Origin of the sequence: Rhizobium sp. NZLR8 (genome assembly GCF_019685025.1) — a bacterium.
In the GTDB taxonomy this organism is placed as follows: Bacteria; Pseudomonadota; Alphaproteobacteria; order Rhizobiales; family Rhizobiaceae; genus Rhizobium.
This window is the reverse complement of record NZ_JABDVY010000006.1, coordinates 277,149-299,499: the sequence shown is the minus strand read 5'-3', so window position 1 is coordinate 299,499 and position 22,351 is coordinate 277,149. Positions and strand designations below refer to the sequence as shown.

The window sequence follows — 22,351 nt, the reverse complement described above, 5'->3', positions numbered from 1 at the left end:
GAGCATGGCGGAACAGGCCGTGGCAAGCGGCCGGGAAAAGCGGACCTTTTTTGGTGTTTTCTCAAAATGGCGCAGGCTTTGCACCCCCACTTAAACTTTCGGAAACGTCATTTCCTTAGCATTATCAGCACTTGTCCTGCGTTGGAGTTTCAGATGGCGGAGCAGTTGGCGTGAAGGCCTTACTGCGCATGTTCCGGCCTTCCCGGAAATTGGCAATCATCATCGGTGGAGTCGCTCTTCTGGCGGGCGTTTCCGGCGGCGCGGCTGTTTATGTCGGCAAGGACAGGCTGATGGGTGCCGCCGGTGGTGGCTACGGGCTCGAATGCAGCGACATCAACCTGGTGACGATCCGGAAGCAGGACCACATCTGGGTGCGCAAATACATCAAGACCGAACCGACCGACGGGATGACGCGCGTCAAGACAGCGCTTCGGGTCGCCCAGGCCGTTTACGAAGCGCAGAAGCCGGATCTGGTCCAGGTGGTGGTGCTCGACGAGAACGGCCCAACATTGCGCGCCGACATCCGCGGCCGAGCGATCGGCGCCGACGTCGTCTATATCCCGCATCCCGACAAGACCGTTCCCGGCCTCGACGACAAGACGTATACGGCGCGCTATTATGACGGAAAGGCCAGCAAAAACGGGCTGTTTTTCGGCGAGCGCATAGATATGCCCTCCGACGAAATCGCCATGATCAGTTCCGGTTTCAAGGATCCCGAGGATTGCGTCGATCCGGTCGCCGTTGGCTCCACGAAAAACGGGGAAAAGGGCAAGAAGGCCGCAGGCGGCGCACATGGCGCAGCACCGGCGGCCGAAAGCAAGGCCGTGCCTGCTGCGGAGAGCGGCGGGGCCGATGTGGTGGCGGAGGCACCGGCCGAAGAGCCGCCGGCGGAAGCCGCCAAGACCCACTGAACGGCGGCATAAAAACGGAGCGCCGGCCGGCACTCCGCTTATTTTGTTTCGATACTTTATTTCCGTCAGTCGGCCTTGTTGCGGCGAGCCGGGAAGAGGATGACGTCGCGGATCGACGGGGCGTTGGTCAGCAGCATGATGAGGCGGTCGACGCCGATGCCGAGGCCGCCTGCCGGCGGCATGCCCTGGTCGATCGCATCGAGGAATTCCTCGTCCAGCTGCTTTTCCTTTTCGCCGCGGGCATGCGCCTGTTCGAGTTGCTCGACCATGCGGCGGCGCTGCTCTTCGGGATCGTTCAGCTCCGAGAAAGCGTTGCCGAGTTCCCAGGCATTGCAATAGGTCTCGAAGCGCTCGACGAGCCGCGGCTCGCCCGGCACTTCCTTGGCGAAGGGCGAGATGTCCTTCGGGAAATGCGTGACGTGAGACGGCTGGATCAGCGTCGATTCAACCTTTTCCTCGAAGATGAAGGCGAGGCATTCGCCCCAGGTCCAATCCTTCTCCACCGCGAAGCCGGCTGCCTTGGCGGCGGCGCGGGCTTCCTCGTCGGTCTTGATCGCAATGAAATCGATGCCGGTGGCGTGCTTGACGGCATCGGGCATCGGCACGCGCTCGAACGGCCCCTTGAAGGACAGGCGCTTGTCGCCGAAGTCGAATTCCGTCGTGCCATGGATGGAGAGCGCCAGGGTTTCGAACAGCCGCTCGACGAGGTCCATCATGTCCTCGTAATCGGCATAGGCCCAGTAACATTCCATCATCGTGAATTCAGGATTGTGCCGGGTAGAGACGCCTTCGTTACGGAAGTTTCGGTTGATCTCGAAGACCTTGTCGGTCAGGCCCGAGACCAACGTGCGCTTCAAGAACAGTTCCGGCGCGATGCGCAGGTACATGTCGAGCTTCAGCGTGTTGTGATGCGTCTTGAACGGCTCGGCGGTGGCGCCGCCATAGATCGATTGCAGCATCGGCGTCTCGACTTCCATGAAGCCGTCATTCTCCATGAAGCGGCGGATGCCGGATACGATCCTCGAGCGCTGCTGGAAGCGAAGCTTCGAATCCTCATTGGTCATGATGTCGAGATGGCGCTTGCGATAACGCAGCTCGACGTCGGAGAGGCCGTGCCACTTCTCGGGCATCGGCAACAGCGACTTGGTCAGCATTTCGATCTTCTGAGCGTTGATCGTCAGTTCGCCGCGCTTGGTGCGCCGTACGATGCCGGTGACGCCGATGATATCGCCGATGTCGATCATCGGCAGCAGCGCCCGGGCCTCTTCCGGCGTCGTATCCTTATGGCTGAAGATCTGGATCTTGCCGCCGGCGTCGTGGATGTCCATGAACATGCCGGAGTTGCGCGAGGAATAAACGCGGCCGGCAACGGTGACGATGTCCTGCGTCTCGACGTCTGGTTCCAGAGATTCGTATTTGGCGCCGAGCTCGGCATTGGTTATCGTCCGGTGGAAATGCGCCGGATAGACCTCGCCGATCTGCTCGCGCAGCAGCTTCAGTTTCTGGGCGCGCACCTCAGTTACGTCGGAGGAAAGGGTGTTTTCGGTCTTGTTGTCAGCCACTGTGGAATCCTCTGACTGTTCTTACTTCGAGCCAACGAGGGCGGCGACCGCCTGCGAGGCGAGCTTCAGGCGCTGACGCACGACGGACCGGCCGAGGATCGCCATGGAATCGAAGAGCGGCAGGGAACGCGACGAGCCGGACACGGCGACGAAGAGGGGCGAGACCACGACCTTCAGCTTCTTGCCCATGCGGTCGGCGATCGCGCGCAGCTCCGCCTCGATCGTCTCGACATTCCATTCCAGGATCTTTTCGAGATCCGGCTGAACGGTGTTGAGGATCTCCAGGATCTCTTCCGGCGGCGACTTGATCTTGGCGAAGTCGGAAGGCTGCAGGCCGAGATCGGACTTCAGCAGAAAGCCGGCAAGGTCGGGCAGTTCGCCGAGCTTTGAAATGCGCGTCTGCGACAGGCGCAGGCCCGCCATCAGGCGATCGTTTTCCATCGCCCAGCTCAGCACGCGGCCACGGAACTCTTCTTCCGACAGCTTCTCGCGGATCCAGCGGCCGTTCAGCCAGTCGAGCTTCTGGATGTCGAAGATCGCGCCGGCCTTGGAGAGGTTTTCCGGGTCGAACTTCTCGGAGAGCTCATCCACCGTCAACAGCTCCTCGCCTTCGGCGATCTGGATGAAGAACAGGCCGAGGAAGTTCATCAGCGCTTCCGGGATATAGCCGAGCGCGGAATAATAGGAGATCGAGGTCGGGTTCTTGCGCTTCGACAATTTCGATTTGTCGGCATTGCGCATCAGTGAGAGATGCATGAAGACCGGCTGATCCCAGCCGAAATAGCGATAGAGCAGAATGTGCTTCGGCACTGACGCCAGCCATTCCTCGCCGCGTGCCACATGGGTGATCTTCATCAGATGGTCGTCGATGACGTTGGCCATGTGATAGGTCGGCATGCCATCGGCCTTGATCAGCACCTGCATGTCAACGGAATCCCAGGGGATGGAGACATCGCCGTAGACACCGTCGTTGAAGTCGCAGGAGCCTTCGGCCGGGATCTTCATCCGGACGACGGTCGTCTCGCCGGCTGCCATGCGCGAGGTCACTTCCTCTGCGGTCAGGTTGAGGCAGAGGCCGTCATACTTCGGCGGCTTGCCGGCGGCGCGCTGGGTTTCGCGCATCTGTTCGAGGCGCGCGGGGGTGCAGAAACAGCGGAAGGCATGCCCCTTTTCCAGCAATTCCTCGGCGTAAGGCTGGTACATCGGCTTGCGGTCGGACTGGCGATAGGGGCCGTAGGGACCGCCGATATCCGGGCCTTCCTTCCATTCCAGGCCGCACCATTTCAGGGCGTCCAACACCTTCGTCTCGAATTCCGGGGTCGAGCGCGTCGCGTCGGTATCCTCGATACGCAGAATGAACTCGCCGCCGTGCTTCTTGGCGAAAAGGTAGTTGAAGAGAGCGATGTAAGCGGTGCCGACATGCGGCTCGCCGGTCGGCGAGGGAGCGATGCGGACGCGGACGCCGGAAGTTGTCATTGGTATGGCCCGTCAATGAACGGCGGACGGCTTTCCAGGGAAAGCGACGTTCGGCCGAAGGATGCAGATATCTTCATCGGCAAACCGGCCGAAAAAGGGCATGCGCCCGCACTATCCGCCAATCGTCCGTTCGGCTGGCCTTAGGCCATATTCAACCGGGCGCGTCAAGAAAAACCACGCCTGCAAAGGCCCGATGGCATTGAGGAGCGGCGCGCCGGTTTTCGGCGCGCCTTCCCGCTTCAACCTCAATGCGCGCCTTCCCGCTTGCGCTTGCGGGCATTGCGCGCAAACATGTTCAGCACCTCGACCAGCGCCGAGAAGGCCATGGCGGCGTAGACGTAGCCCTTCGGCACATGGAAGCCCATGCCTTCGGCGATTAGCGTCGTGCCGATCATCAGCAGGAAGGCGAGCGCCAGCATGACGATCGTCGGGTTCCGCTCGATAAAGTTGGCAAGCGGGGTTGCGGCAACCAGCATGACGGTAACGGCGGCGGCGACGGCGACCACCATGATCGGCAGATGCGGCGTCATGCCGACGGCGGTGATGATGCTGTCGACCGAAAAGACAAGGTCGAGCAGCAGGATCTGGCCGATCGCCGATGCAAAGCCTGTCGTGGTGGATTTCGCGATGAAATCCTCCTGCTGGTCTATAGGATCGACGCTGTGGTGAATTTCCTTGGTGGCTTTCCAGACTAGGAACAAGCCGCCGGCGATCAGGATCAGATCCTTCCAGGAGAAGCCGTGTCCGAAAGCCTCGAACAGCGGTTCGGTCAGCTGCACGATCCAGGCGACGGTGCCGAGGAGTGCCAGGCGCATGACGAGCGCAAGACCGATGCCGATCTTGCGAGCCTTCTCCCGGTGCTCGGGCGGCAGTTTGTTGGTGAGAATGGAAATGAAGATCAGGTTGTCGATCCCGAGAACGACCTCCATCACCACCAGCGTGATGAGCGCCACCCAGGCGGCCGGATCCTGAATAAGCGTCATGATTCCCTGCATAAGCGTATATCCCTCTTGCGTCACATGCGTGAATGACGCGCGCAATGTAGTGTCGGTAGCCTGCTACGCAAGCGCCGCAAGGGGGTATACGAAATCGTTGTGACTTTTATTCCCTAGAACAGGATGATTTAAGGCCGGGTCGGCCTTAAATTTGAATCCTGTTCTAAATTAAAGAGTTAGAGCATGATGTCATGAGAAAACCGCTCACACTTTCGGCATCATGCTCTGATCGGCAGCCAGATTTCGGTGACGCCCATGCCTGTATGGAGGTCGAAGCGCTCATCGTAGCGTTCGAACATGTCGGGCGTCTCGCCATGTTCCAGGCCCGAGGTCGGCCACCATGTGCCGAAGATCCTGTGCATGGTCGCGGGAATGCCGGAGACATGGCCGCGGTGGGCAAAGACGACGTAACGTTGGCCGGGAAGCTTGAGTGTGGCAAAATCCGCCGGCAGATCACCGGCATCGGCGACTTCGGCCGCGGCTATATAGCGGAATATCTCCGCCTCGCCGTCGATATGGGTGCAGATGCCGTAGGCGACATTGCCTTTCTGTCCCGAGATATGGCCGAAATGGGCATTGAACTTCTGCCAGAGAGACGGGATGGCGGCGTTGCCGCCATAGGGGTAGGTTTCCTGCAAGCCGGCAAACAGCATCGGCGGAAGGGTTTCGAGGCGGGGCGGTTCGAGGTCGTTGAGGTGGGTGGGGTCCATTCTGATTGGCTCCAGCAGGACAAGGTTACGGGCGTGCCCTTGCCGACGCGCAGCATCCGGCGTCACGCCGAACTGGTCGCGGAAGGCGCGGGTGAAAGCCTCGTGCGAGCCATAGCCCGCACAAAGCGCAACCTCGAGAATGGTGGATGAACCGCCGATCAATGCGGGCACGGCGCGGCTGAGGCGCCGCCCTCTTATGTAGCTGCTGATCGAGTGGCCGGTAACGAGCCCGAAGACGCGCGACAGGTGGTAACGCGACAATCCGGCTGCTTCCGATATCTCTTCCAGCGACAGATCGTTTTCGAAATGGCTCTCTATGAACCAGATCGCCCGTCCGACGGCGCTCATTCTCAATCTCCTGGTTGCGGCTTCTTCCTTAACGAAAAGCCGGTATCCGGATTTGATCGCTATTGCGGGATTCTGGCCGATGGAGCGCGGCAGTCAACGGTGGGGCCAAAGGTGGATCAGACGGTCTCGTGCTGGCGCGCGCCGTAGGCGGCCATGAAGACCCGGATTGCGCCGCAGATGACGCGCTCGATTTCGTCGCGATGCGGCGGCTCTTCCATGCTTCCGAACAGGCGGAGCTTGAAGAAACTGCCGCTGGCGAGGTCGAGAAACTGGCCGGCGGCCAGATCGATATCGTCGATTTCGAGCCTGCCTTCGGCGATGTGCCGTTCCAGGAAGTCGCGCATGATGGTGCGCAGGTTTTCCGGGCCCTTGAAGAAGCGTTGGCAGAGCACCGGCATGCGGTCGCGCACGCCAAGAACGGTGCGCATGGCACTGATGACCTTTTCATCGGTCATATGGGTGACGAAGCTCACCCCGAATTCGTACAGACCGGCTTCGGGATCGTCATGTTCGGCAAGCGCCGTGCGCACGGCCGCCACGAAGGCGGCGCGCTCGGCCTCGATCATCGCCGAAAACAATTCTTCCTTGTTGGTGAAATAGACGTAGAGCGTCCCCTTGGAGACGCCGGCCTCGCGCGTCACGTCGTTCATGCTGGCGGCGTCGAAACCCATCTTCATGAAGACGCGCTTGGCGCCGGCGAGAATCTGCTGACGCTTGGCCGGATCTTCGCCCGCAGCAAATCGGCCTCCTCCAACGGGAGGGCTGAAGACGGCGGCGTGGTCGGGTTTCAGCGTCATTTATCCTTAACCGTGTTCACGGTTTCGTTTTTTCTTTAAAAGAAATCGAACCGATTGGTTCTATACATCTTGATATGACGGTAAAACAGGTTTAAGTCAACTGAACCGAACCGTTCAGTTCGATTACTTACTCCAAGATCGGTAAAGTGGCCATGTCGAGCAACCAGAAAAGCAGCGTCGCGCGGATCGTTAGCGAAAACGCCGGAGCCGAAGAGGCCACTGCTGAAGTCGCGGCCGTTGCAGAAGCTCCGACGGCGGAAGCCCGCGAGATGCCATCTGCGCCTGCGCAGTCGGCGCCGGCTCCGGCCGCTGCAGCTGCGAAGAAGCGCCGCAGCCCGGTGCTGCCGATCTTTGTTCTCGCTCTTCTCGCGGGCGGCGGCTGGTATGGTTACGAATGGTGGACGAACGGCCGCTTCATGGTGTCGACTGACGACGCCTATATCGAGGGCGATATTGCAACGATTTCGCCGAAGGTCACGGGCTACGTCGCGAAAGTGAATGTAGTCGCCAACCAGGAAGTCAAAGCGGGCGACGTGCTTGCCACGCTTGATAACGGCGACTATCAGAACGCCCTCGATCAGGCCGAGGCCCAGATCGCCACTGAACAGCTTTCGCTGCAGCGCATTGACGCGCAGATCGAAGGCGCCAATGCCAGCCTCGTGCAGGCGCGGGCGCAAAAGGTGGCACTCGAAGCGGCCGTTCGCGGTGCCGAGATCACCCAGAAGCGCCAGAGCGATTTGCAGGCGAAGTCGGTCGGCACCGCCGCCGATCTCGATAATGCCAATATCGCTCTCGACCAGGCCAAAGCCAATCTTGCCGGCGGCGATGCCAACATCACTGCTGCGCAGGCTAACATCACCATTCTCCAGGCCCAACGCAAGGAGGCCGAAGGCTCGGTCCGTTCGCTGGAAATCTCGCGCGACAAGGCCGCCCGCGACCTGTCCTTCACCGTGCTCAAGGCACCTTATGACGGCATCGTCGGCAACCGCTCGGTTCAGGAAGGCGATCTCGTTTCTCCCGGTCAGCGTCTGATGGCGCTTGTTCCGGTGCGCCGGCTTTATATAGACGCCAACTTCAAGGAAACGCAGATCCAGCATCTGGTGCCCGGCTCGAAGGTCAACGTCCATGTCGATGCCTATAGCGATCATCCTGTGGTCGGGACCGTCGAATCGATCTCGCCGGCTTCCGGCTCGGTCTTTTCGATGCTGCCGCCGGAAAATGCCACGGGCAACTTCACCAAGGTGATCCAGCGCGTGCCGGTGCGCATCGCGCTGCCGCAGGATGCGCTCGACAGCGGGCGTCTGCGCGCCGGCCTCAGCGTCGTCGTCGACGTCGACACCCGCACGGCGCCGAGCAAGTAAGCCTTTAGAAAAGGCGGAGGTGGTCCGATGGCCGGAAGTGCGACAGCAACAGCAGGGACGATTCCGGCAGCGCCCGCCCACGCCGAGGATCACATGGATCCGAGGAAGCTCATCGCCTTCTTCGCGATGGTGCTCGGCATGTTCATGTCGATCCTCGACATCCAGATCGTCTCGGCCTCGCTTGCCGAAATCCAGGCCGGCCTCTCGGCCGGCAGCGACGAAGTCGGTTGGGTGCAGACGGCCTATCTGATCGCCGAAGTGATCATGATTCCGCTTTCGGGCACGCTGGCGCGCATCATCTCGACGCGTTATCTCTTCGCAATCTCCGCTGCCGGGTTCACCATGGCGAGCGCGCTTGCGGCGACGGCGACGAATATCGACCAGATGATCGTCTACCGGGCCATCCAGGGTTTTATCGGCGGCGGCATGATCCCGTCGGTCTTCGCGGCCGCCTTCACCATCTTTCCGGCGTCGAAGCGCAGCATCGTTTCGCCGATCATCGGCCTGATCGCGACGCTGGCGCCGACCATTGGCCCCACCGTCGGCGGCTATCTCAGCCATGCCTTTTCCTGGCACTGGCTGTTCCTCGTCAATATCGTTCCCGGCATCATCGTCACGATCGTCACCTGGAACTTCATCGATTTCGACAAGCCGGAACTGTCGCTTTTCAAGAAGTTCGACTGGTGGGGGCTTTTCTCGATGGGCATCTTCCTCGGTGCGATGGAATATGTGCTCGAAGAGGGCAATTCGAACGATTGGTTCAACGACAGCTCCATCGCCATCGCTGCCGTCGCCTCGTGCGTTGCGGCCATCATCTTCTTCTATCGCGCCTTCACGGTGGAGTTCCCCGTCGTCGACCTCAAGGCCTTTTCGAACCGGAATTTCTCCTTCGGCTCGATCTTCTCCTTCGTCATGGGCATCGGCCTCTATGGCCTCACCTACATCTACCCGGTCTATCTTGGACGCATCCGCGGCTATGATTCGCTGATGATCGGCCAGACGATGTTCGTCTCCGGGCTTGCGATGTTTTTCACCGCGCCGATCGCCGGCAAGCTGTCGACGAAGATGGACCTGCGCCTGATGATGGTGATCGGTTTCACCAGCTTCGCCGCCGGTACCTACATCATGATTCACCTGACGGCGGATTGGGATTTCTACGAACTGTTCATCCCGCAGATCCTGCGCGGTTTCGGGCTGATGATGTGCATGGTGCCGATCAACAATATCGCACTCGGCACGATGCCGCCGTCGCGCATCCGCGGCGCATCCGGCCTGTTCAACCTGACCAGAAACCTCGGCGGCGCCGTCGGTCTTGCCGTCATCAACACCGTGCTCACCAACCGACAGGACGTGCACTATGAACGGCTGCGGGAGAATATGGACTGGGGCAATCCGGCGGCGATCGACCAGATGAACAACATGACCGCCAATTTCAACACCTATGGCATGGATGGCGCCTCGGTCGCGATCAAGCAGATGGTCGGTCTGGCCACCAAGCAGGCGATCGTCCTCTCTTTCAGCGACGTGTTCCTCATCCTGACCGCGCTTTTCGTTGCGATGATCCTCGGTGTCGCCATGATCAAGAAACCTGCGCCGCAAGGCGGGGGAGGCGGTGGCGGCCACTGACCTCCGGCCTGCCGCCCCTTGAAAGGCCCTCTCCGGAGGGCCTTTTTGTTTGCCGGTTTCCGACCTCTATGCCATCGGGCGGATGATCGCTGGCGGGATCAGTCCGAAGCAGATATCAATACCGGAAAATCGATAAGGGAACCGGCCTGTTCGATTTTTTGATTTACGTACATCAAATTTGGCGCTAATGGTCTCGTCAGGAGGAATGATGAGGCCTACAGTTCACGATATCGCCGCTGCCGCCGGTGTCAGTCTTGCGACTGTCGACCGGGTTCTCAACCAGCGCCCAGGTGTGCGTCACGTCACGCGGGAGAAGGTCGAAACGGCGATCCGTGAGCTCGGTTATATCAGAGACGTCGCCGCCGCCAATCTCGCCAAGGGACGTACCTATCCACTGGTGTTCATCCTTCCGGCCAGCGACAATTCCTTCATGCACGGGCTCAATGCCGAGATCCGGCAGGCGGTGCTTCGCTCGCCGGCCGAGCGTACCGATATCCGCACCATCGAGGTGCCGGCTTTCGATCCGGCAGCCCTTGTCTCCGTGCTCGAAGAGCTTTCCCGGGAGAGGCCTTGCGGCATCGCGATGGTCGCGACCGATGCACCTGACGTGCGCGCCACCGTCGACAGGCTGGTGCGCGAGCGCTTTCCCATCGTCACCCTGGTTTCCGATCTCACCGGATCGCTGCGCCATCATTATGCCGGCGTCGACAATATCGCGGCCGGCCGTACAGCGGCCCGCTTGCTCGGGCGATTTCTCGGATCGCGAAAGGGCGAGATCGCCGTGCTCGCCGGCTCCATGCTGGTGCGCGACCATCGCGAGCGGCTGGAGGGCTTTGCCGCAGTCATGGCTGCGGAGTTTCCGCATCTTGCGATCCTGCCGGTTCTCGAAGGCCGCGACGACCCCGAGGTCGCCCATAGGCTCGTTGCCGACGCGCTCGGGAATGCCGATATCATCGGCGTCTACAGCCTAGGCGCCGGCAATCGCGGCCTGATCCGGGCGTTGAAGGAGAAGGCCGTCGGCCGGACGCTGACGGTCATCGCCCACGAGCTCACCGCCCATACGCGCGCAGCACTCGTCGACAATACGATCGATGCGATCCTCAACCAGGACGCCGGCCATGAAGTGCGTAGCGCCATCCGTGTATTGAAAGCCAAGGCGGACGGGCTTGCCGTCATCGAAGCGCAAGAGCGCATCCGCCTCGACATATTTCTGAAAGACAATCTGCCGTAACGGCAAAGGAGAATACCCCATGTATCTCGGTCTCGATCTCGGAACCTCCGGCGTCAAGGCGATGCTGATCGACGGCGATCAGAAGATCGTCGGCTCGGCCAATGGTGCGCTCGACGTCTCGCGTCCGCATTCTGGCTGGTCGGAGCAGGAGCCGGCCCACTGGGTGCGTGCGACGGAGGAGGCCGTCGCCGGCCTCAAGGCGAAACATCCGAAGGAGCTGGCTGCAGTCAAGGGCATCGGCCTTTCCGGCCAGATGCACGGCGCGACGCTCATCGATGCCACCGACAAGGTGCTGCGTCCCTGCATTCTCTGGAACGACACGCGCAGCCACGTCGAGGCTGCGGCCCTCGATGCCGATCCGCGCTTCCGCGCGCTTACCGGCAATATCGTCTTTCCTGGCTTTACGGCGCCGAAGCTCGCCTGGGTCGAGAAGCATGAGCCCGATGTCTTTGCCAGGATCGCCAAGGTGCTGCTGCCGAAGGACTATCTGCGTCTTTGGCTGACCGGCGAATATATCTCCGAAATGTCGGATTCGGCCGGCACTTCCTGGCTTGATACCGGCAAGCGGGCCTGGTCGTCCGAACTGCTGGCTGCCACCAATCTTTCCAAGGAGCAGATGCCGGCACTCGTCGAAGGCACCGAGCAGGCCGGCAAGCTGCGGGCGGAACTTGCTACGCAATGGGGCATTTCCGGCGATGCCGTCGTTGCCGGCGGCGCGGGCGACAATGCAGCCTCGGCCTGCGGCATGGGCACGGTCAGCGACGGCGCCGCCTTCGTCTCGCTCGGCACGTCGGGCGTGCTTTTTGCCGCCAACGGCTCCTATCTGCCGAAGCCGGAAAGCGCCGTGCATGCCTTCTGCCACGCGCTGCCGAACACCTGGCACCAGATGGGCGTCATCCTGTCGGCCACCGATGCGCTTAACTGGCATTCCGGGGTCACCGGCAAATCGGCCGCCGACCTGACCGGAGAACTCGGCGAGACGCTGAAGGCGCCGACCGGCGTCAGCTTTCTCCCCTATCTCTCCGGTGAGCGCACGCCGCACAATGATGCCGTCATCCGCGGCGCCTTCATCGGCCTCGAACATGAAAGCAGCCGTGTCGTGCTGACCCAGGCGGTGCTCGAGGGTGTTGCCTTTGCCATCCGCGATAATCTCGAAGCGCTGCGCTCGGCCGGCACCGGCATATCCCGCGTCACGGCAATCGGCGGCGGTTCGCGCTCGCGTTACTGGCTGGCGTCGATCGCGACCGCGCTCGGCGTTCCGGTCGACCTGCCGGCCGATGGCGATTTTGGCGCGGCCTTCGGCGCCGCCCGCCTCGGTCTTATCGCGGCAACCGGGGCAGATCCGATTGCCGTCTGCACGCCGCCGGTGACATCGGGCACGATCGAGCCGGTGTCTGCACTGAGCGGCACTTATGAGGATGCCTACAAGCGCTACCGCGCACTCTATCCGGCGATAAAATCGCTGGCGCATTGAGAACTGGAGCCAGCGGCCCCCTCATCCGCCGGCCGGCACCTTTGCCTGGTCGAGCCGCGGGTCTCGCCCGTCCTTCGGACCCCGGAGGGGAGAAGAGACTCGCAGCGGTGCCTCCGTTCCTCTTCTCCCCTCGGGGAGAAGGTGGCCCGAAGGTCGGATGAAGGGGCTGGATGGCACAGACGATAAGACTGAACTACCGACCCAAGGAGACCCAAGATGAGCACCGGATTTTTCGGCGATATCCAGAAAATAAAATACGAAGGCCCCGACAGCACCAATCCGCTGGCCTTCCGCCATTACCAGCCGGACGAGATCGTCATGGGCAAGCGCATGGAAGACCACCTGCGCTTTGCCGTGGCCTATTGGCACACCTTCACCTGGCCGGGCGGCGACCCCTTCGGTGGCCAGACCTTCCTGCGCCCCTGGTTCGAGGACACGATGAAGGCCGCCAAGCTCAAGGCCGACGTCGCCTTCGAATTCTTCTCGCTGCTCGGCTCGCCCTATTACTGCTTCCATGACGCCGACGTGCGTCCGGAGGGCAAGAATTTCGCCGAGAACACCAAAAACCTCAATGAGATCGTCGACTACTTCGCCGAGAAGCAGGCCGCAACCGGCACCAAGCTGCTCTGGGGCACGGCAAACCTGTTCTCCAACCGCCGCTACATGTCCGGTGCGGCGACCAACCCGGATCCTGACGTTTTTGCTTTCGCCGCCGCGACGGTCAAGACCTGCATCGACGCGACGCAGAAGCTGGGCGGCGAGAACTACGTGCTCTGGGGCGGCCGCGAAGGCTACGAGACGCTGCTCAACACCGATCTCAAACGTGAGCTCGACCAACTCGGACGCTTCCTCAACCTCGTCGTCGAATACAAGCACAAGATCGGCTACAAGGGCACGATCCTGATCGAGCCGAAGCCCCAGGAGCCGACCAAGCACCAGTACGATTACGACGTTGCGACCGTCTATGGCTTCCTCAAGAAGCACGGACTTGAAAACGAGGTGAAACTCAATATCGAGCAGGGCCACGCGATCCTCGCCGGCCACTCCTTCGAGCACGAGCTGGCGCTTGCCAATGCGCTCGGCATCTTCGGCTCGATCGACATGAACCGCAACGACTACCAATCTGGCTGGGATACCGACCAGTTCCCGAACAATGTTCCCGAAATGGCGCTCGCTTACTATCACGTTCTGGCAGGCGGGGGCTTCAAAACCGGCGGCACCAATTTCGACTCGAAGCTGCGCCGCCAGTCTCTCGAGCCGGCGGATCTGCTGATCGGTCACATTGGCGGAATGGATTGCTGCGCCCGCGGCCTGAAGGCCGCTGCCAGGATGATCGAGGACAAGGCTCTGTCGCAGCCGCTCGCCGATCGTTATGCCGGCTGGGAATCCGCCGAGGCGCAGAAGCTCTTCCGCGGCGAGTATTCGCTGGATGAGATCACGACTTGGGTCGAGACCAAGGACGTCAATCCGCAGCCGAGATCCGGCAAGCAGGAACTGCTCGAGAACGTCGTCAATCGTTACGTCTGATCAAGCGCGCCGGCGGCGGCCAGCGGTCGTCGGCGCAACCCTTTCTGAACGGCTGCGGGCGCTATGTCCTCAGCCTCTATCTCTATCGGCTCAACGCTTCGACCAGTTGCGCGACGGCGCAGAGACGGAGTTTCGAACCACCAGATCCGGCCGGAGCAGGATTTCCGTTTCGGTCGGCCGGCCATCGGACAGGAGTTCGAGCAGCAGCGCCATCGCCTGTTTTCCGATCGCCGTTCTCGGTTGGCGGATCGTAGTCAGCGGCGGGGATATGAAGACGGCCTGCGGCACGTCGTCGAAACCGGTCACCGAGAAATCCCCCGGAATGTCGTAGCCTCGCGCGCCGAGCCCGATCATGACGCCGATCGCGGTCTGGTCGTTGACGCACATGAAGGCGGTCGGAAGCGTGTCGCGCATGAAAAGCTGTTCGACCGCATGCCGCCCGCTCTCGATCGTGCCATCGCCTTCGAGCACGATCCGCAAGTCGGGCGGGACGCCGGCGGCGTCGAGGCCGGCATCATAGCCCATGCGGCGTCTGGTATAGGCAAGCCGGGTGCGCGAATCGCCGATGAAGGCGATCTTTCGATGCCCTTCGGCCAGCAGCAGGTCCACCGCTTTCCTGGCGCCCTCGGTATCGTCGACGCCGACATAGGGAATGCCGCCGTTGAAGACAGGCTCGAAAACGCCGACGCTCGGCGGCAGCCGCGCAGTCATCGTCTGATGCCCGAAGGGCAGGATGCCGGTAAACAGGATAAGCCCGGCTGCCTGGTTGGAATTCAAGAATTTCAGATATTCGAGCCCGCGCTGGGCGTCGTTCTGCGTGTGGCCGATCAGGATGCCGTAGCCGTGCGCGCGCGCCTCGTTTTCCAACCCGACGAGAATGTTGGAGAAATTGGGGTCGCCGATATCGGGCGCCACGACGAGAATCATGTTGGAGCGGCCGAGCCTCAGGCTGCGCGCCATGGCATTGGTGGTGTAACCGGTGATCGCGATCGCCTGGTTGACCTTGAGGCGGGTGGAATTGGCGACCTTCTCCGGCATATGGATTGCCCGGGACACCGTCGCGATGGAGACCTCGGCGATCCGGGCGACGTCTTCGATTGTTGCGGGCGTGGAATTCGACACTGGGCTCTGCCTTGGGCTGTCTTCGCCGCGACACTACACAGACTTGTCGGGAGGTCAAAGGCAGGCTTCAACTGATCTGTGTAAATCAACGATGTAAACCTTTACACGATGTATGTAAAGGTTTACATAAGGTCCTTAGCGGCCGGAGAACCGCTTGGGGAGGATCTGATGACCGTGGAGACTGCCGACACTGCACCCGTGGTGCTGTCCGCTAGGCGCATATGCAAATCCTTCAGTGGGGTGCAGGTCCTCTTCAGCGTGAATTTCGATCTCCGCGCCGGCGAAATCCATGCGCTGATGGGTGAAAATGGCGCCGGCAAATCCACGCTTGTCAAGGTATTGTCCGGTTTCGAACAGCCGAGTTCCGGCGAAATCCTGCTCGACGGCAAGCCTGTCGTCCTGCCGCCCAACGGCGCTGCCGAGGCGCTTGGCATCGTCATCATTCACCAGGAATTCAACCTCGCCGAACATCTGACCGTGACGGAAAGCCTCTTTCTCGGGCGCGAAGTCACGCGCTTCGGCGTGCTCGACCGCAAATATATGAGGTCGGAGACACGCAAAGTTCTCGATGTGCTCGGTTCGCATGTCGATGAGAATGCGCAGATCAGCACGCTTTCCATCGCCGACAAGCAGATGGTCGAAATCGCCAAGGCAATCAGCCGCGACGCGCGGGTCGTGTTCATGGACGAGCCGACCGCGGTGCTGTCGCGGGAAGAGACCAATATGCTCTTCAAGCAGGTTCGCAAGCTGCGTGACCAGGGTACGAGCTTCGTCTTCGTGTCGCACAAGCTCGACGAAGTGATGGAGTTGACTGATCGTGTCACCGTGCTACGCGACGGCCAGTGGATCAAGACGTCGCCGACGTCGATTCTGGACGGGGAATCGATCGCGCAGCTGATGGTTGGCCGCGAGCTTTCGAGCCTTTATCCCGCCAAAGTGGAACCTGATGTCGACGAGGAGGTCGTCCTCAGTGTCGCTTCGGTGTCGACGGGCTATGTGAGGGATGCGAGCTTCGAGGTGCGCAAGGGCGAGATCATCGGCTTTTCCGGTATGATCGGCTCCGGCCGCACCGAGCTGATGGAAGCGATCGCCGGGTTGCGGACCCGTCTCGAGGGTGAGGTGGTCATCAAGGGGGAAGCGGTTCCCTCCGGCGATGTCCATGCCGCCAATCGCTGCGGGCTCGCCTACATGACCAAGGACCGCAAGTCGAAGGGCCTGCTGCTGCGCTCCGGCATGATGACCAATTTGACCCTGCAATCGCTCGGAAGGCATTCTCGCCGAGGCTATCTCAGCCCGGGCAGCGAAGCGGGTGCTCTGGCGAAGGCCAAGCGCCGTTTCGACATCAGGGTGCGCGACGGCAATATCGTCGCCGGCCGGATGTCGGGTGGAAACCAGCAGAAACTGCTGCTGGCCAAGGTCATGGAGACCGAGCCCGACATCATCATCATCGACGAGCCGACGCGCGGCATCGATGTCGGCACCAAACAGCAGATCTATCATTTCATCTCGGCGCTGGCCCGGGACGGCCGTTCGATCATCGTCGTCTCGTCGGAGATGCCGGAGGTCATTGGCCTCTGCACGCGGGTGGTGGTGATGCGTGAAGGACATATCGTCGGCGTGCTCGAGGGCGATGAGATTTCCGAGCAGGAGATCATGCGTTACGCCGCCGGGCTTAAAAAGAAGGCGGCTGCCTAAGCCGAACACGAAGCGTCGTCGCGACGACGCCGATCACAGACAAGACGCCCAGCAGGTATGGGACGGGAGGTTGGTTTTGGAAATGAGTGTCAACGAGGAGACCAGGGAAATCCGGCGCCGATCCTGGCGGGATGTCGATCTGCGTGCGGTCGCGCCTTTCGTCGCCCTGGCACTGCTCCTGATCGTCGGGGCCCTGGTCAATCCCAATTTCATCGGCATCACCAACCTTGCCAATGTCGCAACGCGCAGCGCCTTCATTGCCATCATTGCGGTCGGCGCGACCTTCGTGATCTCAGCAGGCGATCTCGACCTGTCGGTCGGCTCGATGGTGGCCTTCGTCGCCAGCCTGATGATCCTGCTGATGAATTCGGGCGCCATCGAAAACCCGGTCCTGATGCTGACGGTCGCGGCCGTCTTCACGATCGTCGCCGGCGCGCTTTGCGGCCTGGCGAACGGCCTGATCACGACGGTGGGCAAGATCGAGCCCTTCATCGCAACGCTTGGCACGATGGGCATCTATCGCGGCCTGACGACATGGCTGTCGCAGGGCGGCGCAATCACTCTTCGCTCCGCCGATATCCAGACGCTCTATCGTCCTGCTTATTTCGGCACTATCGCCGGTGTGCCGGTACCGATCGTGGTGATCCTGGCAGTGACGGCGGTTGCCGCCTTTATCCTCTATCGCACACGTTATGGCCGCCACGTTGTTGCTGTGGGATCAAACAGCGATGTTGCCCGCTATTCCGGCATCGCGGTCAATCGCGTCAGGACGATTGCCTTCGTCATCCAGGGCCTGTGCGTCGCCATTGCCGTGTTGCTCTATGTTCCCCGTCTCGGCTCGACGTCGGCAACAACGGGCATCCTGTGGGAGCTCCAGGCGATCACGGCCGTCGTCGTCGGCGGCACGGCGCTGAAGGGCGGCGCCGGCAGGGTCTGGGGGACGATCTGCGGCGCCTTCATTCTCGAACTCGTCGGCAATATCATGCTGCTTTCGAACTTCATCAGCGAGTATCTGATCGGCGCCATCCAGGGTGCGATCATCATCATCGCCATGTTCGTCCAGCGCTCGCTGGTGCGCAAATCATGAAATAATCAGGTTTGCATTGACCGGGGCTTGCAATTGACCGGGCTTCAGGGCGTCCGGTCCCGATATGGAAAAGTCCCTGAAATTATTGGGAGGAAATAGCATGCATAGATTGATGTTGGGCCTGGCGGTTGCGGCGGTGACGTTCGCCGGCGCCGCTCACGCCGAGGACAAGAAATTCACCATCGGCGTCTCCATTCCGGCCGCCGACCATGGCTGGACGTCGGGCGTGGTGTTTCATGCCGAGCGCGCCGCCAAGTTGTTGATGGCCGAACATCCCGGTCTCAACGTCATCGTCAAGACCTCGCCGGACGCTGCCAGCCAGGCAAACGCCGTGCAGGATCTCGATACACAGGGCATCGACGCCCTCGTCATCCTGCCGTCGGATCCGGATCCGCTCGTCAATGCCATCAAGGAAGTCAAGGGCAAGGGCAAGTTCGTCGCCCTCGTCGACCGCGCGCCGTCAAGCAACGACAACTCCGTGCGCGACCTCTATGTCGCCGGCAATAATCCGGCTCTCGGCGAAGTCGCCGGCAAGTACATCAAGGACACCACGCCTGATGCGCAGGTCGTCGTCATCCGCGGTCTGCCGATCCCGATCGACCAGCAGCGCCAGGACGGCTTCGACAAGGGCATTGCCGGCTCGAACGTCAAGGTTCTCGACCGCCAGTACGGCAACTGGAACCGCGACGATGCCTTCAAGGTCATGCAGGACTACTTGACCAAGTACCAGAAGATCGACGTCGTATGGTGCCAGGACGACGACATGGCCGTCGGCGTTCTGCAGGCAATCGAGCAGGCCAAGCGTACCGACATCAAATACGTCGTCGCAGGCGCTGGCTCCAAGGACATGGTGAAGAAGGTCATGGACGGCGACAAGCTGATCCCGGTCGACGTCCTCTATCCGCCGGCAATGGTCGGCACGGCAATGGAGCTGACGGCGGCGGCACTCTACGATCAGGTCCCGGTTCACGGCAGCTACATCCTCGACGCGACGCTCGTCACCAAGGACAATGCCAAGGACTTCTACTTCCCGGATTCTCCGTTCTGATCCATCGACTGGAGACATGCGCCCATTCGAAAGGATGGGCGCATTTTTAATGCGTCGATCCAGGGTACAGCCGAAAATGCTGCACGTACCTCTTGTCCGCCAAAGCCCACCGTGATTAGCTCGCGCCATTCGCTTCCGGCCTCGCGCCAAATCCGCTGGCTACTGCATAATTCCTTAAATCGGAATCGATTTAAGGATAAAATTGTGCAGCGATCCTAAGTGTTACAGCGTCCTTTGCGCGTCTTTTCAGACGCGCGGCGCTGTAAGGTAAGGAGGCGCCTTGCGCCCGCCAAATTGCGTGCTACAACACTTCAGAAACGTTTACGGTCGATATTCAGGGAGGAATCTGACATGAAGACGATCAAAGGCCCCGGCCTATTCCTTGGCCAGTTCGCGGGCGATACCGCTCCTTTCAACTCGTGGGACGCGATTACCAAATGGGCGGCCGACATCGGTTACAAGGGCGTCCAGGTGCCGACCTGGGCAAGCCAGCTGATCGATCTGAAGAAGGCCGCCACGTCCAAAGATTATTGCGACGAATTCGCCGGCAAGGCCCGCGAAAACGGCATCGAGATCACCGAACTCTCCACCCACCTGCAAGGCCAGCTCGTCGCCGTTCACCCAGCCTATGACGAAGCCTTCGACGGATTTGCCGCACCCGAGGTGCGGGGCAATCCGAAGGCGCGCCAGGAATGGGCGGTCGAGCAGGTCAAGATGGCGCTGACGGCCTCGAAAAACCTCGGCCTCAAGGCGCATGCGACCTTCTCTGGCGCGCTCGCCTGGCCGTTCATCTATCCCTGGCCGCAGCGTCCTGCCGGCCTGGTAGAGACCGCCTTCGACGAACTCGCCCGCCGCTGGACGCCGATCCTCGACCATGCGGATGAGAACGGTATCGACGTCTGCTACGAGATCCATCCGGGCGAGGATCTGCACGATGGTATCACCTTCGAGATGTTCCTGGAGCGGGTGAAGAACCATCCGCGCGCCAACATGCTCTACGATCCCTCGCACTACGTCCTGCAGTGCCTCGATTATCTCGACAATATCGACATCTACAAAGACCGCATCAAGATGTTCCACGTCAAGGATGCGGAGTTCAATCCGACCGGCCGCCAGGGCGTCTATGGCGGCTATCAGGGCTGGGTGGAACGGGCCGGCCGCTTCCGCTCGCTCGGCGACGGCCAGGTCGATTTCGGCGCGGTGTTCTCGAAGATGACGGCCAATAATTTCGACGGCTGGGCCGTGGTCGAATGGGAATGCGCGCTGAAACATCCGGAGGACGGCGCCCGCGAAGGGGCCGAATTCGTGGCCGCCCATATCATCCGCGTCACCGAAAAGGCCTTCGACGATTTTGCCGGCAGCGGCACCGACCAGGCGGCGAACCGGCGCATGCTGGGGCTCTAAGACATAGGGCGTGCTGCGAGGCTGCCCCTCACCCTAACCCTCTCCCCGTTCTGACGGGGAGAGGGGACCTGCCCACATCAAACGGTAGAGAGTGGCGAGGGACATAGCGGCATCGTCCTTCTCCCCGCCTGCGGGGAGAAGGTGGCGGCAGCCGGATGAGGGGCGCATCCGCACCAAGTTTTAAATTTCAGGAGGACAGAATGGCAATCGAAGCATCATCGGAACAGACCCGCGAGCCGCGGATCCGCCTCGGCATGGTCGGCGGCGGCGGCGGCGCGTTTATCGGTGCGGTGCACCGGATCGCGGCACGCATCGACGATCAGTACGATCTTATCGCCGGCGCGCTGTCGTCGACGCCTGAAAAGGCGGTTCAGTCAGGCCGCGATCTCGGCCTCGATCCGTCGCGGACCTATTCCAGCTACCGCGAGATGGCGATCCGCGAGGCAAAGCTGAAGAACGGCATCGAGGCGGTGGCGATCGTCACGCCGAACCATGTACATTACGACGCCGCCAAGGAATTCCTGAAGCGCGGCATCCATGTCATCTGCGACAAGCCGCTGACATCGAACCTTGCTGACGCGAAGAAGCTGAAGAAGATTGCCGACGAGAGCGGCGCGCTCTTCGTGCTCACGCATAATTACACCGGTTATCCGATGGTCCGCCAGGCGCGCGAGATGATCGCGAACGGCGAACTCGGCGATATCCGTGTCGTCCAGGCCGAATATCCGCAGGACTGGCTGACTGAGGCGGTCGAGCAGACCGGCCAGAAGCAGGCCGCCTGGCGTACCGATCCGGCACAATCCGGCGTCGGCGGCTCCACAGGCGATATCGGCACGCATGCCTATAATCTCGCCGCCTTCATGTCAGGCCTGGAGCTCGACAGTCTCGCTGCCGATCTCGACAGTTTCGTTCCCGGCCGCCGGCTTGATGACAACGCCCATGTGATGCTGCGCTTCAAGGCCAAGGGCTCGGAGAAGCCGGCCAAGGGCATGCTCTGGTGCAGCCAGGTGGCGCCCGGCCATGAAAACGGCCTGATGGTCCGCGTCTACGGTTCCAAGGGCGGGCTGGAATGGACTCAGAAGGACCCGAACTACCTCTGGTACACACCGTTCGGCGAACCGAAGCGGCTGATCACCCGGGGCGGCGCCGGTTCGGGCGCGGCTGCCGGCCGCGTCTCGCGCGTGCCGTCTGGGCATCCGGAGGGTTATCTCGAAGCCTTCGCGACGATCTATACCGAAGCCGCGCATGCGATCAATGCCCGCAAGAAGGGCAAGGCCGTCGACAAGGCAGTGGTCTACCCTACTGTCGATGACGGTGTGAAGGGTGTGGCCTTTGTCGAGGCTTGCGTCGCCTCTTCCAAGAAAAACGGCGCATGGGTCAAGGTCTGAATCTGCCGATCCGCGTCACCCAATGAAAAACGCCGAGGCGAGCTCAAAGTCGCCTCGGCGTTTTTGTTTATGGTGATTAGGCTGCGGCCGTGCGGCCACGCTTCAGCAGGTTGTCCACGCTCAACGGTCCTGCGCCTGCCGCCACCAGATATAGAAACACGAAGCAGAACAGGATTGCCGCGACGCCGCCGTTCTGCGCGGGGTAGATGCCTTTCGGCGCATGCCCGATGAAATAAGCGAAGGCCATCAGGCCGGAGAGCACGAAGGCTGCGATACGGGTCTGGAATCCCACCAGGACCAGGAAGCCGAGGGTGAGTTCGATAAGCCCGGCAATCCAGGAGAGCGAGCCCGCGGCCGGCACGCTGGCCGCAACCGGAAAATGCAAAATCTTCTGCGTTCCGTAGCTGAAAAGTACAAGTGACGAGACGATGCGCAGCAGGCTCAGCAGATGAGGCTGCAGCAGATGGACCGAAGAGAGCATGGGATTCCTTTCACATTTGTGATGCCATTTCCCGTGTAAGGATCGTGGCCTCAACAGCAAGTCACGCCTGCTGACATTGCCGTTATGAGTGCGGGCAGACGGGAAGAG

The 22,351-nt window shown here is 61.2% G+C and carries 18 protein-coding genes; 11 read left to right on the top strand and 7 right to left on the bottom strand.

The genetic code is table 11. The features are described 5' to 3' along the window. Positions 1-170 precede the first annotated feature (170 nt). Positions 171-911 carry a hypothetical protein gene (locus HJB89_RS16460; protein WP_221140967.1) on the top strand — a complete coding sequence of 247 codons (741 nt, stop codon included), beginning with the start codon at positions 171-173 and terminating at the stop codon, positions 909-911. Positions 912-976: 65 nt separating this feature from the next. On the opposite strand, the gene lysS is transcribed toward HJB89_RS16460, so the two are convergent. From lysS to HJB89_RS16435, 5 genes are all read right to left on the bottom strand, one after another. Further along, entirely contained in the window at positions 977-2,473 is a 1,497-nt protein-coding gene (lysS, locus tag HJB89_RS16455; protein WP_221140969.1) for a lysine--tRNA ligase, read from the bottom strand. 21 nt (positions 2,474-2,494) lie between these two features. After that, entirely contained in the window at positions 2,495-3,949 is a 1,455-nt protein-coding gene (gene gltX / locus HJB89_RS16450; RefSeq protein WP_207581855.1) for a glutamate--tRNA ligase, read from the bottom strand. A gap of 245 nt (positions 3,950-4,194) precedes the next feature. After that, the gene (locus tag HJB89_RS16445; protein ID WP_221116600.1) at positions 4,195-4,944 is read right to left on the bottom strand and encodes a TerC family protein; all 750 of its coding nucleotides are present in this window, start codon (positions 4,942-4,944) and stop codon (positions 4,195-4,197) included. 218 nt (positions 4,945-5,162) lie between these two features. After that, positions 5,163-6,002, bottom strand: a complete 840-nt coding sequence (locus tag HJB89_RS16440; RefSeq protein WP_221150206.1) for an AraC family transcriptional regulator — start codon at positions 6,000-6,002, stop codon at positions 5,163-5,165. Between the two features lie 116 nt (positions 6,003-6,118). Continuing rightward, on the bottom strand, positions 6,119-6,799 hold the full coding sequence (locus HJB89_RS16435) for a TetR/AcrR family transcriptional regulator (RefSeq protein ID WP_207581852.1): 681 nt from the start codon (positions 6,797-6,799) through the stop codon (positions 6,119-6,121). Between the two features lie 152 nt (positions 6,800-6,951). Here HJB89_RS16435 and HJB89_RS16430 point away from each other — a divergent pair, with 152 nt between their 5' ends. The 5 genes from HJB89_RS16430 to xylA all read left to right on the top strand — a co-directional run bounded on the left by HJB89_RS16430 (position 6,952) and on the right by xylA (position 14,018). After that, positions 6,952-8,160, top strand: coding sequence for an HlyD family secretion protein (locus HJB89_RS16430; RefSeq protein WP_207581851.1), 1,209 nt, complete (start codon positions 6,952-6,954; stop codon positions 8,158-8,160). 27 nt (positions 8,161-8,187) lie between these two features. Further along, positions 8,188-9,786, top strand: coding sequence for a DHA2 family efflux MFS transporter permease subunit (locus HJB89_RS16425; protein ID WP_207581850.1), 1,599 nt, complete (start codon positions 8,188-8,190; stop codon positions 9,784-9,786). Between the two features lie 208 nt (positions 9,787-9,994). Next, positions 9,995-11,017, top strand: a complete 1,023-nt coding sequence (locus tag HJB89_RS16420; RefSeq protein ID WP_207581849.1) for a LacI family DNA-binding transcriptional regulator — start codon at positions 9,995-9,997, stop codon at positions 11,015-11,017. A gap of 19 nt (positions 11,018-11,036) precedes the next feature. Then, positions 11,037-12,491 (top strand): xylulokinase, encoded by a 1,455-nt coding sequence (gene xylB / locus HJB89_RS16415; protein WP_207581848.1) that lies wholly within the window; start codon positions 11,037-11,039, stop codon positions 12,489-12,491. Between the two features lie 216 nt (positions 12,492-12,707). After that, positions 12,708-14,018, top strand: a complete 1,311-nt coding sequence (gene xylA, locus HJB89_RS16410) for a xylose isomerase (RefSeq protein WP_207581847.1) — start codon at positions 12,708-12,710, stop codon at positions 14,016-14,018. A gap of 90 nt (positions 14,019-14,108) precedes the next feature. Here the strand turns inward: xylA and HJB89_RS16405 are convergent, their stop codons facing one another. Beyond that, positions 14,109-15,140 carry a LacI family DNA-binding transcriptional regulator gene (locus HJB89_RS16405; protein WP_207581846.1) on the bottom strand — a complete coding sequence of 344 codons (1,032 nt, stop codon included), beginning with the start codon at positions 15,138-15,140 and terminating at the stop codon, positions 14,109-14,111. Between the two features lie 168 nt (positions 15,141-15,308). Here HJB89_RS16405 and HJB89_RS16400 point away from each other — a divergent pair, with 168 nt between their 5' ends. From HJB89_RS16400 to HJB89_RS16380, 5 genes are all read left to right on the top strand, one after another. Next, positions 15,309-16,835, top strand: coding sequence for a sugar ABC transporter ATP-binding protein (locus HJB89_RS16400; protein WP_207581845.1), 1,527 nt, complete (start codon positions 15,309-15,311; stop codon positions 16,833-16,835). An 82-nt stretch (positions 16,836-16,917) separates the two neighbouring features. Next, positions 16,918-17,922: an ABC transporter permease gene (locus HJB89_RS16395; protein WP_207581844.1), complete on the top strand. Its 1,005-nt coding sequence runs from the start codon at positions 16,918-16,920 to the stop codon at positions 17,920-17,922. 100 nt (positions 17,923-18,022) lie between these two features. Continuing rightward, positions 18,023-18,970, top strand: a complete 948-nt coding sequence (locus HJB89_RS16390) for a substrate-binding domain-containing protein (protein WP_207581843.1) — start codon at positions 18,023-18,025, stop codon at positions 18,968-18,970. 351 nt (positions 18,971-19,321) lie between these two features. Next, positions 19,322-20,374 (top strand): sugar phosphate isomerase/epimerase, encoded by a 1,053-nt coding sequence (locus HJB89_RS16385; protein ID WP_221131734.1) that lies wholly within the window; start codon positions 19,322-19,324, stop codon positions 20,372-20,374. 200 nt (positions 20,375-20,574) lie between these two features. Then, positions 20,575-21,762: a Gfo/Idh/MocA family protein gene (locus tag HJB89_RS16380; RefSeq protein WP_221150205.1), complete on the top strand. Its 1,188-nt coding sequence runs from the start codon at positions 20,575-20,577 to the stop codon at positions 21,760-21,762. A 76-nt stretch (positions 21,763-21,838) separates the two neighbouring features. Here HJB89_RS16380 and HJB89_RS16375 read toward each other — a convergent pair whose 3' ends face one another. Next, entirely contained in the window at positions 21,839-22,243 is a 405-nt protein-coding gene (locus tag HJB89_RS16375) for a DoxX family protein (protein ID WP_207581840.1), read from the bottom strand. Positions 22,244-22,351 lie beyond the last annotated feature (108 nt).

Coding starts and splice junctions, on each gene's coding strand:
- HJB89_RS16390 (WP_207581843.1), top strand. CDS start 18,023: ATGCATAGATTGATGTTGGGCCTGGCGGTTGCGGCGGTGACGTTCGCC.
- HJB89_RS16380 (WP_221150205.1), top strand. CDS start 20,575: ATGGCAATCGAAGCATCATCGGAACAGACCCGCGAGCCGCGGATCCGC.
- HJB89_RS16375 (WP_207581840.1), bottom strand. CDS start 22,243: ATGCTCTCTTCGGTCCATCTGCTGCAGCCTCATCTGCTGAGCCTGCTG.
- xylB (WP_207581848.1), top strand. CDS start 11,037: ATGTATCTCGGTCTCGATCTCGGAACCTCCGGCGTCAAGGCGATGCTG.
- HJB89_RS16425 (WP_207581850.1), top strand. CDS start 8,188: ATGGCCGGAAGTGCGACAGCAACAGCAGGGACGATTCCGGCAGCGCCC.
- HJB89_RS16445 (WP_221116600.1), bottom strand. CDS start 4,944: ATGCAGGGAATCATGACGCTTATTCAGGATCCGGCCGCCTGGGTGGCG.
- HJB89_RS16430 (WP_207581851.1), top strand. CDS start 6,952: ATGTCGAGCAACCAGAAAAGCAGCGTCGCGCGGATCGTTAGCGAAAAC.
- HJB89_RS16440 (WP_221150206.1), bottom strand. CDS start 6,002: ATGAGCGCCGTCGGACGGGCGATCTGGTTCATAGAGAGCCATTTCGAA.
- HJB89_RS16385 (WP_221131734.1), top strand. CDS start 19,322: ATGAAGACGATCAAAGGCCCCGGCCTATTCCTTGGCCAGTTCGCGGGC.
- HJB89_RS16400 (WP_207581845.1), top strand. CDS start 15,309: ATGACCGTGGAGACTGCCGACACTGCACCCGTGGTGCTGTCCGCTAGG.
- HJB89_RS16435 (WP_207581852.1), bottom strand. CDS start 6,799: ATGACGCTGAAACCCGACCACGCCGCCGTCTTCAGCCCTCCCGTTGGA.
- HJB89_RS16420 (WP_207581849.1), top strand. CDS start 9,995: ATGAGGCCTACAGTTCACGATATCGCCGCTGCCGCCGGTGTCAGTCTT.
- gltX (WP_207581855.1), bottom strand. CDS start 3,949: ATGACAACTTCCGGCGTCCGCGTCCGCATCGCTCCCTCGCCGACCGGC.
- HJB89_RS16395 (WP_207581844.1), top strand. CDS start 16,918: ATGAGTGTCAACGAGGAGACCAGGGAAATCCGGCGCCGATCCTGGCGG.
- xylA (WP_207581847.1), top strand. CDS start 12,708: ATGAGCACCGGATTTTTCGGCGATATCCAGAAAATAAAATACGAAGGC.